The sequence below is a fragment of the Bacillus sp. SG-1 genome, assembly GCF_000181495.1.
Lineage (GTDB): Bacteria > Bacillota > Bacilli > Bacillales > Bacillaceae_B > Rossellomorea.
In genome coordinates this window covers 1-16,472 of the sequence record NZ_ABCF01000031.1, presented here as the reverse complement: position 1 = coordinate 16,472, position 16,472 = coordinate 1, and the positions used below count along the sequence as shown (strand labels likewise).

Sequence of the window (16,472 nt, the reverse complement as noted above, 5' to 3'; positions counted from 1 at the left end):
TACGAACAGGGGGAGAAATATGAACACGGTTGACATTTATAAACCAAAGCACCATGTCCGTTTCGTAACTGCATCAAGCTTATTCGACGGTCATGACGCTTCTATCAATATTATGAGAAGGATCATTCAGGCAAGCGGGGCGGAAGTCATTCACCTCGGACATAACCGCTCCGTAGAAGAAGTGGTCAATGCTGCAATCCAGGAAGATGTACAGGGAATCGCGATTTCCTCGTATCAGGGAGGACATGTTGAATACTTCAAATATATGTACGATCTTTTGCAGGAAAGAGGCGCATCGCATATCCGCATTTATGGCGGTGGCGGCGGGGTCATTATCCCCCGCGAAATCAAGGAGCTTCATGCATATGGCATCGCCAGGATCTTTTCTCCTGAAGATGGACGGAACCATGGCCTTCAAGGCATGATCAATGGAATGATCAAAGAGTGTGATTTTCCGACCGTTACTTCTTCTGTCGGCGAACACCTTGATAAGCTGCAGGCAGGAGATATCAACACGGTTTCTAAACTGATTTCCCTTGCTGAGTATCAGATCAACACTAATGAAGAAGCAGCTGCTACGGCACAATCGGTTCTGACAGAAGTGAAATCCTTGGCAAAAACCGTGCCTGTCGTTGGGATAACAGGTACAGGGGGAGCAGGAAAAAGTTCCCTGACTGACGAATTGATCCGCCGCTTCATAAATGAAATTCCTGAGAAAAAGGTCGCAATCTTGTCCATTGACCCGACGAAGCAGAAAACAGGCGGAGCACTCCTCGGCGACCGTATCCGCATGAATGCCATCTTCAATAACCGGGTGTTCATGAGAAGTTTGGCGACACGCGGATCGAAGACGGAGCTTTCGCTGGCGATTCAGGATTCTATTAATGTGGTAAAAGCTGCAGGGTATGACTTGGTCATCGTTGAGACATCCGGTATCGGGCAGGGGGATGCAGAGATTGCTGAAATCTGTGACATGTCCATGTATGTCATGACCAGCGAATTTGGTGCCCCTTCGCAGCTTGAAAAAATCGACATGATCGATTTTGCGGATCTCATCGTCATCAACAAATTTGAACGAAAAGGTTCAGAAGACGCAAGGCGTCAGGTGCAGAAGCAGTACCAGCGCAGTCATATGCTGTTTGATAAAGACCTGGATACGATGCCGGTTTACGGAACGATTGCCAGCCAGTTCAACGACCCGGGCACAAACGCATTATTTGCAGCTCTTGTTGATAAAATTAACAGCAAACTGGATCTGGATTGGTCAACTTCATTTTCAAAAGATGTGGATGTTGAAAAACAAAATGTCATCATTCCAAATGACCGCCGTTACTACTTGAGAGAAATCTCTGAAACGGTAAGGAATTATCATAAAAAAGCAGAAGAGCAGGTCCGTTTGGCCCGTAAATTGTTCCAGCTTCAAGGTGCCATCGAAGCGGTGAAGGAGCAGGAAGCGGGCGAGGAAGTGCTGACTTCACTTGAAAACCTTAAAAAGAATGTAGAAGAAAAGCTAACTGTGGAATCCAAGAAAATCCTTGATGGCTGGGAAGAGTTCAAAGAGAAATACGGAGCTGACCAATACATCACGAAAATCAGGGATAAAGAAATCATTACAGAATTAAAAACGAAGAGCCTTTCTGGTCTTGAGATCCCGAAAGTTGCACTTCCTAAATATAAAGACTTGGGCGAAATCCTTGGATGGGTCTACAAAGAAAACGTACCTGGAGCTTTCCCATACACGGCGGGTGTATTCCCGTTCAAGCGAAAGGGAGAAGATCCAAAACGCCAATTCGCCGGAGAAGGAACACCGGAAAGAACCAACCGCCGCTTTCATTATTTGTCCAAGGATGACGATGCGAAGCGCCTGAGTACGGCTTTCGACTCTGTAACGCTGTATGGTGAGGATCCTGATCACCGTCCGGATATTTACGGAAAAGTCGGGGAGAGCGGAGTGAGCATCTGTACTCTTGACGACATGAAAAAATTGTATGCCGGATTTGACCTGTGTGCTCCGTCCACATCTGTATCCATGACGATCAACGGGCCTGCGCCGATCATTTTGGCGATGTTCATGAATACAGCCATCGACCAGCAGGTTAAAAAGAAAGAAGAAGAACTTGGCCGGACATTGAGCCTTGAAGAGTTCACCGATGTAAAAGAGGCGACGCTGAATGTTGTGCGCGGCACAGTGCAGGCAGATATTTTAAAAGAAGATCAGGGACAGAATACTTGTATCTTCTCTACAGAATTTGCTTTAAGAATGATGGGGGACATCCAGCAGTACTTCATCGATCACAAAGTAAGAAACTATTACTCTGTATCGATTTCCGGGTACCATATTGCGGAAGCAGGAGCAAATCCGATTTCACAGCTGGCATTTACGCTGGCCAACGGCTTCACGTATGTTGAGTACTACTTGAGCAGAGGCATGGATATCAATGATTTCGCACCAAATCTATCATTCTTCTTCTCCAACGGACTCGATCCGGAGTATACGGTAATCGGAAGGGTTGCCCGCCGTATCTGGTCGACTGTCATGAGAGATAAGTACGGCGCGAACGAGCGGAGCCAGAAGTTGAAGTACCATATCCAGACTTCCGGACGATCACTGCATGCACAGGAAATCGACTTCAACGATATCCGTACGACCTTACAGGCATTGATGGCGCTGCAGGATAACTGTAATTCCCTTCATACCAATGCGTATGACGAAGCAATTACGACTCCGACGGAAGAATCAGTCCGAAGAGCGATGGCGATCCAGATGATCATTACTAAAGAGCACGGCTTATCTAAAAATGAGAACACTCTGCAAGGATCCTTCGTTGTCGAGGAATTGACTGACCTTGTGGAAGAAATGGTGCTGGCAGAATTCGACCGGATCAATGATCGCGGCGGTGTGTTAGGTGCGATGGAAACACAATATCAGCGTGGCAAAATCCAGGAAGAGTCCATGTATTATGAAATGAAGAAACACAACGGCGAGCTTCCGATTGTCGGGGTGAACACGTACTTGAACCCTAATCCGCCATCCGAAGAGCAGATGGACAGCATGGAACTTGCACGTGCAACAAAAGAAGAAAAAGAAACACAGATCACGAATCTTCGCAGCTTCCAGGAGCGCAATCAGGACAGCACAGAAGAAGCGCTGAAGAAACTGAAAGAAGCAGCAGTGAGTGGCGGCAACATCTTCGCCGAATTGATGGAGACCGTCAAGGTGGCAAGCCTCGGCCAGATCACAAGAGCCTTATACGAAGTAGGCGGACAATACAGAAGAAACATGTAATCATTAAACTGATTGATGATCCAAAGTTTCAGGCTTTGGATCATTTTTTGCACACTTTACTTCTTTAAAGCGCGAAGAGGGACAGTCCCTCTTCACGCTTTAAAGGGATAAAGTTCCTATTTTTTAACACAGATTTAATATTGCAGAGCTCAAGTTTCCTCTATAATAGGAGAAGAGTAATGTTTGGATGCACAGGACATATGCCAGGGAGTGACAATGTGAAGCTTATCCTTAAATACGCCCTGATTTTTATTGGGTTCATCATATCATTTTATCTATATCAGCATCTCCTGGGAGCGATCCCGCTTTTAATTTTGGCTTTCTACTTTTTTTATGAAGCTTTCAGCGAGATATACGGAAATGCAATGAAACAAAGACATACTGAATTGGAAAAAGGGGAATTGCCTTGATGCTCCTCAAAACCCGAGCACACCAAAGGCAATTCCTTTTATATTTCTCCTTACATCACTCCCCAACTACATTGATTTTGCCCCCTTATTCCCAGAACAGCAACTTGGAAAAAAATAAAAGAAAAACCGCATAAATCTAGCATAAACCCATTCATATTGTTTATAATGAATAATATGGTTTCAGGTAAATTCGTGAAATTTGCCCTTTTATCATTCTCATAGGCTTTTTCGTATAAATTGCTGCTAGTATTTTTCCTGCTTGTTTTTACATAATTAGGGGAAAGAGTAAGATTGAAACAATATCTAACTTAGGCTTTAAAAGCAGTTTGCAGGTACCCTATATATTTAGCAGCGGAAGGCACCCGACGCCCTGGCACCGAATTCATGAGCCTGGAATGAAAGTCAACAGTCTTGATTTACGAAGCCTTGTGGTAAGCAATGAATGCAAAAATAGCATCTTTTAATAGAATGTGAAATAGAGAAAGGAAGTGCGTCAGATGAGTTTAAAGCAATTATCGACGGAAGAATTGCGTCAAAAGTCCTTTATTGAATTAGCACACGAGCTGCTTACAGAGAAAAAGCAGGCAGTGACGTTCAATGATTTATTAAAAGAGATCGGCGACCTGCTTAAATTGTCTAAGGAGGAAGTACGTTCACGGATGGTCCAGTTCTACACTGACCTGAATGTTGACGGCCGTTTCATCGCATTGGGCGAGAACCGATGGGGAATCAGAGCATGGTATCCGGTCGATCAGATTGAAGAAGAAACAGTTCCAACAATCAAACCACGTAAGAAAAAAGCGAAGAAAACGGATGACGATGATCTGGAAGAAGACTTCGCGGAAGAAGATCTTGACTTCGATGACCTTGATGATCTGGACGAAGAAGATCTTACAGATGATGACGATCTTGATGACGAAGAAGATCTGGCAGATGATGCAGATGACACAGATGATGATGAAGACATTGAAGATGAACTGATTGATGAAGATGAATATGACCTTGAAGATGACGATGAGGAAGACCCCGGCGAAGAAGAGGATTCAGACAAATAAGACAAATAAACAGTTCTTGACATCTTTTGTCGAGGAAGGTAGTATGTTATTTGGGCTCCTTAAAAAAGGATCAGAATTTAAATTCAACGCTCCCCTTACTACGGTAAGCGGGGGCGTTTTTTGTTTTTACACCCCTTTGATACTGATTCATGACAGTGAAGCTTCGATTTTTCCTCGTTTTTAAAAAGAGTGGAGGAGGGCTGCAGCAGCAGTACATAGGAGGCTTTCAGTGAAACAGTCCTTGGATTAATTTCATCATAAGAGACTAATGTTCAGCACTGCTGAACATACTTTTTTTAGACACTAACTTGAAGAAGGGGGTACTTTGCATGACAAAGTATATTTTTGTAACAGGCGGTGTAGTTTCCTCATTAGGAAAAGGAATCACGGCTGCATCACTTGGAAGACTATTAAAAAATCGCGGGTTGAAAGTAACAACTCAGAAATTTGATCCATACATCAACGTTGACCCGGGTACAATGAGCCCATATCAGCACGGTGAAGTTTTCGTAACAGATGATGGTGCTGAAACAGACCTTGATTTAGGACATTACGAGCGTTTTATCGATATCAACCTGAATAAATACAGCTCTGTGACAACAGGGAAAATCTACTCCACTGTATTGAAAAAAGAACGCCGCGGGGACTACTTGGGCGGAACGGTTCAGGTTATTCCACATATTACAAATGAAATCAAAGAAAGAGTATTCCGTGCCGGTCGTGAAACAAATGCAGATATCGTCATCACGGAAATCGGCGGAACAGTAGGGGACATCGAATCCCTCCCATTCCTTGAAGCCATCCGCCAGATTAAGAACGATGTCGGCCGTGACAATGTTATGTACATCCACTGTACACTTGTGCCTTACATCAAAGCTGCCGGTGAAATGAAAACAAAACCGACGCAACACAGTGTAAAAGAACTGAGAAGCCTTGGTATCCAGCCAACGGTAATCGTTGTGCGTACAGAAATGCCGATGACGCAGGATATGAAAGACAAAATTGCTTTGTTCTGTGACATCGATCAGCGTGCGGTAATCGAAGCGATGGATGCCGATACATTATATGCGGTACCTCTCGCTCTTCAAGAACAAAAGCTTGATCAGTTGACATGCGAGCATTTGAAACTTGATTGCGGCGAAGCAGATATGACGGAGTGGAATGAACTTCTTCACAGAGTGCGCAACCTGAGCAAGAAAACGAAAATTGCCCTTGTCGGTAAATATGTTGAACTTCAAGATGCTTATATTTCAGTAGTAGAAGCTCTTAGACATGCAGGCTATAACTTCGACGCTGATGTTGAAGTGAAATGGCTGAACTCCGAATTGGTCAATGCTGAAAATGTTGATGAATTGATGAGCGACGTGGACGGTATCCTTGTCCCAGGCGGATTCGGCGATCGGGGAGTCGAAGGGAAGATTGTCGTAACGAAATATGCGCGTGAGAACAAAGTTCCTTTCCTTGGCATCTGCCTTGGCATGCAGCTGGCGTCTGTTGAATATGCCCGCCATGTATTAGGTTATGAAACGGCGCACTCCGCTGAATTGAACCCTGAAACACCTTATCCAATCATTGATTTGCTTCCTGAGCAAAAAGATGTCGAGGACCTTGGCGGAACGCTGCGCCTTGGACTGTACCCATGTAAACTCATCCCAGGTACAAAAGCATACGAAGCTTATGCAGGCGAAGTTGTTTACGAACGTCACCGTCACCGTTATGAGTTTAACAATCACTTCAGAGACGAAATGGAAGCAGCAGGCTTCATCTTCTCTGGTACAAGCCCTGACGGCCGATTGGTTGAAATCGTTGAGCTTGCGGACCACCCATGGTTTGTGGCATCCCAATTCCATCCGGAGTTCACATCTCGTCCAACCCGCCCGCAGCCATTATTCCGTGATTTCATCAATGCGGCTTTGAAGAATGGGAAATAAATTTTTAATAAGAAAAGAGTCGATCCGTTATGACGGATCGGCTCTTTTTTGATCTGGTTAACTGAAAGAGTAATGTTTTTAAGGAGCATATACTGATTTCCGCTGCAGACGTGCGACTCCGCGGGGCGGGCGGTGAGCCTCCTCGGCTGCGCCTGTATAAAAAGTGGAAGCGCCCCATTCAGCCCCGACAGGCAAATGTTCCTCAGCGAAAAAAGGTGATCTTCCCTTTTATTCGCTGAGGGTTATTTGACCCCGAGGGGCTGGGCGCTGCAACTGGATTGGGGGTCTCACCTGTCCCGCTAATCCCGCAGGAGGTCGCACGCCTTCCGCTCCAATCAAACGTAATATTATTCTACAAGCTGAATAATCTATCTTATTTTAGTCTTTAAGGACAAAACACGATGAGCTAACGAAGCAACAGTTCATGGAGCCAAAAAGAGAGTGATTTCAGGATTAGAGTGCCTCATGAAAGCTTCATGGAGCCAAAAAGAAGTGGAATTAAAGATTAGGGTGTCTCATGAAAGGTTCATGGAGCCAAAAAGAGGGTGATTTCAAGATTAGGGTGCCTCATGAAAGCTTCATGGAGCCAAAAAGAAGTGGAATTAAAGATTAGGGTGTCTCATGAAAGGTTCATGGAGCCAAAAAGAGGGTGATTTCAAGATTAGAGTGCCTCATGAAGGTTTTTCAAACCTCCGAAATCAGACTCCCTCATGAAACTATATAAAAGTCTACTATCCAAAAAGTCCCGGCACAAAACCGGGACTCCAACTTAATATTCCTCAAGCATCTCCTCAAGAGAGAACTTGATCAGATAATAGATATACAGTGCCGCCATACTTGATGGAAACCCGACGCGTTCGCCCAGTTCCTCGCCTGGAAGCATGCCTTTGATCAGTTTTGTATCGATGTGAATGTCTGCCAGGTCAGTGAGGCTTTCACCTTCACCAGATACCGCTCCGGATATCGCTGTGAAGGCAACTCCTTGATCGGAAAGCTGCTTTGCGAGCGCGACTGCTTCTTCATCAGTGGAAAAACGGGAAACAAGCAGTACCCGGTCTGCCACGGTCAAAGCATCTGCATTAGTCAATGCTTTGGCACTTGGCAAGGGTTCATGGCCGGAAAGTGCTTCAAGAGTGACACTTTCCATTTCGGCGAAACCTTTTATATAGATGCTTCCTTCGCCTACTGTGGCTTGGGCGAGCAGGCGGGCGCCGTCTTCTATTGAAAATTCTTCTTTATCGGCAATCCGGTTGAAGAGTCCGGAGAGCTGGGTCGTAAACATTTTAATCAAATTATTATCTCCTTTCATTAAACAATATTGAACCACCCTAATGTCAATATCATGTTTTTTGTATTATGTAGTAGTCCTGACATTAGAGAGGGGCTTTTAGAAAATCAGAATAATTTTTACAGTAAGAAAAAATACCCTGATTGGATTGAAGCGGAAGGTGCCTGACCTCCTGCGGGACCAGCGGGACAGGTGGAGACCCCCAATCCAGTTGCAGCGCCCAGCCCCTCGGGGTCAAATAACCCTCAGCGAATAAAAGGGAAAACCACCTTTTTTCGCTGAGGAACATTTGCCTGTCGGGGCTGAACAGGGCGCTTCCACTTTTTATACAGGCGCAGCCGAGGAGCATTCCTGTTTATAATCTTTAGCGGTCTTGAAAAAGAAAAAGTCCTCTTGTATGATGCTTGAGTATCAACAACCAAATCGAAACTCAATACCATACAGGAGGACCATAATGAATAGTAATACGAATCATAAAATTAATCAAGTTTCTGAAGATACTATGGTCATTGGAATCGACATTGCCAAAAAGAAACACTTCGCATGTGCAATGGATGATCGTGGTCGTATTTTACAAAAATCGTTTCCCTTCTTTCAATCAGGTGCAGGATTTGATCAGCTGGATAAAAGGATTCAATCTCTACAAATTCAACATCAAAAATCAGAGGTTATCGTGGGATTTGAACCTACAGGACACTATTGGATGAACTTAGCTGCGTATTTGGTTGGCCAGCGTATCCGTTTTGTCATGGTGAATCCTATGCATGTGAATAGAACTAAAGAATTAGATGACAACCTTCAAACTAAAAATGATCAAAAGGACGCTCGTGTTATCGCTAGCTTAATACGTGACGGCCGGTTCAACTATACACGAACCTTAGAAGGGGTCGAAGCTGAACTTCGAAATGGCGCAAGCCTGCGATCTAAGATACAAGAAGATCTTACAGCCATTAAAAATCGAATGGTTCGTTGGACAGATCTTTATTTCCCTGAGTTTCACCACATATTTAAAAGCTTTGGGAAAAACGCTTGTGCTGTACTTGAAATGACCCCTTTACCCATTGACCTTTATAGAAAAAGTGATGAAGATTTAATCTACCTATACAAAAGTGTAGAAGGGCTACAATGCCTTTCCTTTTCTAAGATTAAAAAGTTAAAATCAATGGCTAAACAGTCAATCGGACTGACAGAAGGGTTAGAGATGGCACGTTTTGAGATGGGTACTTTAATTTCTCAATTCAAAGCTCTTTCAAAACAACTTGAGACCTTATCGTCCAGGTTAAATGAACTCGCACAACAAATGACAGATTATGAGTTTGTACTGTCAGTTGATGGTTTAGGTGAAAACACAGTTGTTGAATTACTCTCTGAGACAGGCTCTCTTAGTCTATATGAGCATCCACGCCAATTAATTAAATTAGCGGGCCTCACACTAAGGGAAAACTCTTCCGGACAACACAAAGGCCAGAAGAAAATCTCAAAAAGGGGTAGAAGGAAACTGAGGGCTATATTATTTCGAGTCATACTTCCTTTGATTCAACATAACATCGCCTTTAAATCCCTATACCATTACTACACAACTCGAACTGTCAATCCATTGAAGAAGAAAGAAGCTATGGTTGTATTATGTGGGAAGTTACTTAAGATTCTACACGCTTTGTGTGTGAAACGTATGCACTTTAATGCAAGTCTTATGATGAGAGACCTCCATTGCCTCCAAGAGGCGGCTTGAGCTACTTCTAAGTAGTTTGAAATCTAAACAAGAGGATGACACGGAGAAGCCGGCACATAATGAGCCATTAGACCACGAGTCCCTCGAGGAGCATTGCCAGCCTCTGCCTTATGAATAGACCGAACGAAGGAATGTACGCGCTAGACGCCAAGAGACATGGGAGGGTACGTCATCATAAGATTCGCAGAGATCCAATGTGCATCACATAAGCACTTTAGAGTTAATGATTTCCATTTAGCTCTAGCGAAGCGTAAGCTTCCCCTTACAAATTATTGAACATCTAGAAAATATTATTAAATTGATTCAGTTCAAAAAAGTTTTCTAACCAGAAAAACGGCTTCAAAGGTTGATACTCCAACATTTCTAGAGGGAGGCTCACCGCCCGCCCCGCGGAGTCAGGCGCCTGTAGCGAAAATCGTCACAAACTTATATTGAGAACTATTAAGGAAACAACTGATGGCAAACACAATTATAAGACCGACGGCAAAGGATGTAAAATTATCGGAAAAAGAAGGAGTTTGCCCGTCTTATGTTGAAGTATACTTTTGGACTAATATATCATATATACATATCAATTCCTGAAACGAACAACCCCGGATCCGTCCGGAAATAAGAGACAACAGCAAAACGGCAGCAAGGAAGTCCTTGCTTACGGAAGCTTTTACCACGTTTCACGTGTGAATAAGAGGGGAAGAGGTGGATTAGATGGATGAAAAAATCCTGATTGTTGATGATCAATTTGGTATCCGTATATTATTAAATGAAGTACTGCAAAAGGAAGGTTACAATACATTTCAGGCGGCGAATGGAATCCAGGCCCTTGATATTGTTGATAAGCATTCCCCAGATCTAGTTCTGCTTGATATGAAGATACCGGGTATGGACGGCATTGAAATTTTAAAAAGAATGAAGCAAAAAGATCCTGACATCCGTGTCATCATTATGACAGCATATGGTGAGCTGGACATGATTCAGGAGGCAAAGGACCTGGGAGCAATCACCCATTTTGCCAAGCCTTTTGATATTGACGATATCAGACAGGCAGTGAAAAAGTATAGCGCGGTGTAAACCCTTCCATATAATTGAAAATACGGAATAGTACTTCTTTTTATAAAAGTAGGTCAGTCAGTTGGTAAAATGTTAACCTTTTTGGTATTATACAGATGAAATTGCAAACACTGAGAAACGGGTATACAGTTACATACTGACTCAATAGAAGGAGGAAAATTTCATGCCTTTAGTTTCAATGAAAGAAATGCTTATTAAAGCAAAAGAAAACAGCTATGCTGTTGGACAATTCAACTTAAATAACCTTGAGTTCACTCAAGCGATCCTGCAAGCTGCAGAAGAAGAGAAGTCACCGGTTATCCTTGGGGTTTCTGAGGGAGCAGCACGCTACATGGGCGGATTCAAGACAGTTGTTAAAATGGTAGAGGGTCTTATGGAAGACTACAACATCACTGTTCCTGTCGCTATCCACCTTGACCACGGTTCAAGCTACGATAAATGTAAAGAAGCAATCGACGCAGGATTCACTTCTGTTATGATCGATGCATCTCACGGTCCTTTCGAGGAAAACATCGAAATCACTTCTAAAGTGGTTGAGTATGCTCACTCTAAAGGTGTTTCTGTTGAAGCTGAACTTGGAGTTGTCGGCGGTCAGGAAGATGACGTTGTAGCTGAGGGCGTTATCTATGCAGATCCTAAAGAGTGCCAGGAACTTGTAGAGCGTACTGGTATCGATACATTGGCACCTGCGCTTGGTTCTGTTCACGGACCTTACAAAGGTGAGCCAAACCTTGGATTCAAAGAAATGGAAGAAATCGGTGCAGCGACTGGAGTACCTCTTGTACTTCACGGCGGTACTGGTATCCCTACAAAAGATATCCAAAGAGCGGTTTCTTATGGAACAGCGAAAATCAATGTAAACACTGAAAACCAAATCGCTTCTGCGAAGAAGGTTCGCGAAGTGCTTGCAGAAGATGCGCATGTATATGATCCACGTAAATATCTTGGACCTGCACGTGAAGCGATCAAGCAAACGGTCATCGGCAAGATGCGTGAATTTGGTTCTTCTAACCAAGCTTAATAGTCAAACATCACGGTAAACACAGAATGGAATACACCATTAATAGAAACCGCCTTACACCATAAGGCGGTTTCCGTTCATTTTAATTGTTTTGAAAATTTAGTCGAAAGAAGGGGACAGGTTATGAAATTTTTCATTGATACGGCAAACATGGATGAAATTCGTGAAGCATTTGAATGGGGGATCCTGTCGGGTGTTACGACAAATCCATCTTTGGTAGCAAAAGAAGAAGGGGTATCTTTTCATCAACGTTTAAAGGAAATCGCGGACCTGGTGTCAGGATCCGTTTCGGGGGAAGTCATTGCGCTGGATGCTGAAGGCATGATCAAGGAAGGGCGCGAGCTTGCGGCTATCGCTCCTAACATCACTGTCAAAGTGCCTATGACTCCTGAAGGTTTAAAAGCCGTTTCTGTGTACTCCAAAGAGGGAATCAAAACGAATGTAACGCTTGTTTTCAGCGCCAATCAGGCTCTGCTTGCAGCAAGAGCAGGTGCTACATATGTCTCTCCTTTCCTTGGCAGGTTGGATGATATCGGCCATGATGGAATGGAGCTGATTGAAAAAATCGCTGAAATCTTTGCGATTCACGGAATCGAAACAGAAATCATTGCGGCTTCAATCAGACATCCACAGCATATTACGGATGCGGCTTTAAGAGGCGCGCATATTGCGACCACACCGTTTAAAGTGCTCAGCCAGTTGTTCAAACATCCTTTGACAGACAAAGGAATCCAAGCATTCCTGGATGATTGGAATAAGCGGGCAGGACAATAATTTAGTTATTATCTAAGTAAGGAACAAATAAAATTAGCATTTTTTGCAGCTGACGAAATGCTCTTTATCGATTAGAGCGGAGTTTCGTACCTGAAGCGGAAATCGACGGCATCCAATAATGCTGATTTCGACATGAAAAGTAGTAAAAAAGGTATAAATTACAAAAAAATCTATTCAGCTATACATGTTTTGACGAATTATGTATAAACTAGTAGACAATACTTCTTAGAATTATTTTTAATGGTAAAAATAACCATATAACACCCTGTATAAATCGTCACTTAGTTTATGGAAAATTCATCAAGGAAATTTGGAAGGGAGTCTAAAATGGAAAAGCTTAAAATAGCAGGCGGTTATCCACTGAAAGGCACAATAAAGGTAAGTGGAGCTAAAAACAGCGCTGTGGCCCTTATTCCGGCAACCATCCTTGCCGACTCTCCAGTAACGATTGAAGGATTACCGGATATTTCAGATGTACAAACGCTAAAATCTCTTCTTGAGGAAATCGGTGGTGAGGTTTCTTTTACAGAAGAAGGAGAGATGAGAGTGGATCCTTCGCAAATGATTTCGATGCCTTTGCCGAGCGGAAAGGTAAAGAAACTGAGAGCATCCTATTATTTAATGGGAGCGATGCTCGGTCGATTCAAGAAAGCGGCAATCGGACTTCCCGGCGGATGCCATCTTGGCCCTCGCCCGATTGACCAGCACATCAAAGGCTTTGAAGCTTTAGGTGCTGAGGTGACGAATGAGCAAGGCGCCATCTATCTGCGAGCGGAAGAACTTCGCGGTGCGCGCATTTATCTTGACGTAGTCAGTGTAGGGGCAACCATTAATATCATGTTGGCAGCTGTCAGGGCTAAAGGACAGACAATCATTGAAAACGCAGCAAAAGAACCAGAAATTATCGATGTCGCTACACTGCTCTCCAACATGGGAGCGAGAATTAAAGGTGCCGGTACAGACGTCATCCGGATTGACGGCGTTGATGAATTAAGCGGATGCCGCCATACGATTATTCCTGACCGTATTGAAGCGGGCACGTTCATGATTTTGGGAGCAGCCGCTGGTGAAGGCGTGCTGATTGACAATGTCATTCCGCTTCATATGGAATCCTTGATTGCAAAGTTGCGAGAAATGGGTGTTCCTATTGAATCAGGTGATGAGCAAATCTTCATCGGCAAAGCTGAGAACTTGAATGCAGTTGATATCAAGACCCTTGTGTATCCTGGTTTTCCTACAGACTTGCAGCAGCCCTTCACTGCCCTTTTAACGCGGGCGAAGGGATCGGCCGTCGTAACAGATACGATCTATTCTGCGCGCTTTAAGCATATTGATGAGCTTCGCCGAATGAATGCGAACATCAAAGTGGAAGGCCGTTCTGCCATTGTCAACGGACCTATCCAGCTGCAAGGTGCCAAAGTAAAGGCGAGCGATCTGAGAGCCGGTGCTGCCCTTGTTGTAGCCGGCCTTATGGCTGAAGGCGTGACTGAAGTGACCGGCCTGGAGCATATCGATCGCGGATACAGTAATCTTGTTGAAAAACTGGAAGGTTTGGGAGCGACGATTTGGCGTGAAAAAATGACGCCTGAAGAATTAGAACAACTGAAAAGTTCCTGATTCGCTCTTTCAGGCTCTTTTTAATATGAATTTTGAAATACAGCTAAAATTTCACAAGGAATATCCTGGTATACAATAAATCAAAGAGCTACTCTCCCCATTCAGAGAGAAAGTTCTTACACCCAAGGGGAAAATCCAGCCCTGGGGATTTTTCCGAAAGTAACATCAACGAAAACAGCCTTCTTTTAAAAAAATCTGTCGCTCTCTGTTTAATGTGTTACAATATATTTATTATTATGTTATACAATTCATATATAAAAATATAATTGTGACACAGGAGGCAGAAACCGATGGAAAGAAGTTTATCAATGGAACTTGTACGTGTAACAGAAGGAGCAGCACTTGCGTCAGCCCGCTGGATGGGAAGAGGAAAGAAAAACGAAGCGGATGATGCAGCGACTTCTGCCATGAGAGATGTATTCGATACGGTACCGATGAAAGGCACTGTTGTCATTGGGGAAGGGGAAATGGATGAAGCCCCGATGCTCTATATTGGTGAAAAGTTGGGGACAGGCTATGGCCCTCGTGTAGACGTAGCGGTCGATCCCCTTGAAGGGACGAATATCGTTGCTTCCGGAGGCTGGAATGCTCTTGCCGTATTAGCGGTTGCGGACCATGGAAACCTGTTGAATGCTCCGGATATGTATATGGACAAGATAGCTGTTGGTCCTGAAGCGGTCGGACAGATAGACATCAATGCGTCGGTTTTAGATAACCTGAAGGCAGTCGCACGTGCGAAAAATAAAGATATCGAAGACGTTGTGGCAACGGTTTTGAACCGTGAACGCCATGCCCATATTATTGCGCAGCTGAGAGAAGCTGGTGCGAGAATTAAGCTGATCAACGACGGTGATGTAGCAGGTGCAATGAATACTGCATTTGACCACACTGGTGTCGATATCCTTTTTGGATCCGGTGGGGCTCCTGAAGGGGTTTTGGCCGCAGTCGCACTGAAATGTCTTGGAGGAGAAATCCAAGGTAAGCTGCTGCCGCAAAATGACGAAGAAGCAGAACGCTGTGAGCGCATGGGCCTTGATTGCAGCAAGATTCTCCGTATGGAAGACCTCGTAACTGGAGACGATGCCATCTTTGCTGCAACAGGCGTTACAGATGGCGAACTTCTACGCGGCGTACAGCTGAAAGGAACCCACGGGTTGACTCATTCGGTTGTCATGAGAGCCAAATCCGGCACTGTTCGTTTCATCGACGGCCGTCACAGCCTTCAGAAGAAACCTAACTTGGTTATGAAGTAAGCAATTATAAAGAGTTGATTGGGGCGGAAGATGCGTGAACTCCTGCGGGATAATGGGGCGTCTAGTTTCAGCGCCCGAGGTTACGTACCCAGTGGAACGGACTTAGCGACTAGCGGATTTCGGTCTCTCTCCTTGCGATAAGTCAACAAGTTCATTTCCTCCACTCGATTAAAGAGGTATTTAGAAAAAATCGGCTTTTGGATTTTTTCTGTAAGAGGCTTCTCTGGTTAATGGTGCATTCTTGGTCAATGGGAAATGAACATCAACTCACTGCGTTCGTTGTGTTTCCTTTATCTAATGCGGAGACAGTCCAGTCCGTACGCCGCTGAACGGCCGCTTCCGCTTTTTAATTCACCGCCCGCCCCGCGGAGTCACACATCTGGGGCGGAGATCAACCACAACCAACCATGTGTATCTAGTAATTTACCGTGGTAGATAGCGTGCCGAAAATATTAACAATCGTCAGCTTTAATGGACTTATTCCACTGAAGCTGACATTCCTATATAAAGAGAGAAATAAGCGGGTATTCCTCTGCCCGAAAGACTTTTTCCTTCCCTTTCAATTCCTTTGTTGATTTCATCAGTAAAATATGATTAGATAGTAGTTGTTTTATTTTCGTATATAGTATAAAAAATACTTCACAAGAAATTGCTTCTTTATTTCTTCTAATTAATTTTCCAGCAATTTTTCCTATCATAACGGTCTCCATATGGTAGATTTCAAATAATCGAAGAGTGGTGTCTTTATGGAATTAACGATCAAAAGTCTAGAAAACATGAAACTGAAAGAGCTATATGAATTAGCGAGAGAGTACAAGATTTCCTACTACAGCAAGCTGACAAAAAAAGAGCTCATCTTTGCGATTCTAAAAGTCAGAGCCGAAAAAGAAGGCTATTTCTTTATGGAAGGTGTTCTGGAAATCATACAATCGGAAGGGTTCGGATTCCTGCGACCGATCAATTACTCGCCAAGCGCTGAAGATATTTATATTTCTGCTTCGCAAATCCGCCGTTTTGATCTTCGGAATGGGGACAAA

The 16,472-nt window shown here is 43.9% G+C and carries 12 protein-coding genes; 11 read left to right on the top strand and 1 reads right to left on the bottom strand.

The window, feature by feature from the left end:
* Positions 1 to 19 precede the first annotated feature (19 nt).
* From icmF to BSG1_RS12580, 4 genes are all read left to right on the top strand, one after another.
* Positions 20 to 3,286: a fused isobutyryl-CoA mutase/GTPase IcmF gene (gene icmF / locus BSG1_RS12595; protein WP_006837443.1), complete on the top strand. Its 3,267-nt coding sequence runs from the start codon at positions 20 to 22 to the stop codon at positions 3,284 to 3,286.
* Positions 3,287 to 3,465: 179 nt separating this feature from the next.
* Positions 3,466 to 3,696: a hypothetical protein gene (locus BSG1_RS12590; RefSeq protein WP_006837442.1), complete on the top strand. Its 231-nt coding sequence runs from the start codon at positions 3,466 to 3,468 to the stop codon at positions 3,694 to 3,696.
* A 497-nt stretch (positions 3,697 to 4,193) separates the two neighbouring features.
* Positions 4,194 to 4,751, top strand: coding sequence for a DNA-directed RNA polymerase subunit delta (rpoE, locus tag BSG1_RS12585; RefSeq protein WP_006837441.1), 558 nt, complete (start codon positions 4,194 to 4,196; stop codon positions 4,749 to 4,751).
* A gap of 329 nt (positions 4,752 to 5,080) precedes the next feature.
* Complete coding sequence (locus tag BSG1_RS12580; RefSeq protein ID WP_006837440.1) at positions 5,081 to 6,682, top strand: CTP synthase; 1,602 nt, start codon at positions 5,081 to 5,083, stop codon at positions 6,680 to 6,682.
* Between the two features lie 769 nt (positions 6,683 to 7,451).
* On the opposite strand, the gene BSG1_RS12575 is transcribed toward BSG1_RS12580, so the two are convergent.
* Positions 7,452 to 7,973, bottom strand: coding sequence for a DUF2529 domain-containing protein (locus BSG1_RS12575; RefSeq protein WP_044022855.1), 522 nt, complete (start codon positions 7,971 to 7,973; stop codon positions 7,452 to 7,454).
* Positions 7,974 to 8,424: 451 nt separating this feature from the next.
* Between BSG1_RS12575 and BSG1_RS12565 the strand changes: the two genes are divergently transcribed.
* The 7 genes from BSG1_RS12565 to BSG1_RS12530 all read left to right on the top strand — a co-directional run.
* Entirely contained in the window at positions 8,425 to 9,702 is a 1,278-nt protein-coding gene (locus tag BSG1_RS12565) for an IS110 family transposase (RefSeq protein WP_006835136.1), read from the top strand.
* Positions 9,703 to 10,407: 705 nt separating this feature from the next.
* Complete coding sequence (locus BSG1_RS12560; RefSeq protein ID WP_006837436.1) at positions 10,408 to 10,770, top strand: response regulator; 363 nt, start codon at positions 10,408 to 10,410, stop codon at positions 10,768 to 10,770.
* A gap of 163 nt (positions 10,771 to 10,933) precedes the next feature.
* On the top strand, positions 10,934 to 11,791 hold the full coding sequence (locus tag BSG1_RS12555; protein ID WP_006837435.1) for a class II fructose-bisphosphate aldolase: 858 nt from the start codon (positions 10,934 to 10,936) through the stop codon (positions 11,789 to 11,791).
* A 123-nt stretch (positions 11,792 to 11,914) separates the two neighbouring features.
* On the top strand, positions 11,915 to 12,565 hold the full coding sequence (gene fsa / locus BSG1_RS12550) for a fructose-6-phosphate aldolase (protein WP_006837434.1): 651 nt from the start codon (positions 11,915 to 11,917) through the stop codon (positions 12,563 to 12,565).
* Positions 12,566 to 12,892: 327 nt separating this feature from the next.
* A complete protein-coding gene (locus BSG1_RS12545) occupies positions 12,893 to 14,182 on the top strand; it encodes a UDP-N-acetylglucosamine 1-carboxyvinyltransferase (protein WP_006837433.1) in 1,290 nt (429 codons plus the stop codon).
* A gap of 290 nt (positions 14,183 to 14,472) precedes the next feature.
* Complete coding sequence (gene glpX, locus BSG1_RS12540; RefSeq protein WP_006837432.1) at positions 14,473 to 15,435, top strand: class II fructose-bisphosphatase; 963 nt, start codon at positions 14,473 to 14,475, stop codon at positions 15,433 to 15,435.
* A 746-nt stretch (positions 15,436 to 16,181) separates the two neighbouring features.
* The coding region (locus tag BSG1_RS12530; RefSeq protein ID WP_044022852.1) for a Rho termination factor N-terminal domain-containing protein at positions 16,182 to 16,472 on the top strand (291 nt) is incomplete at its 3' end.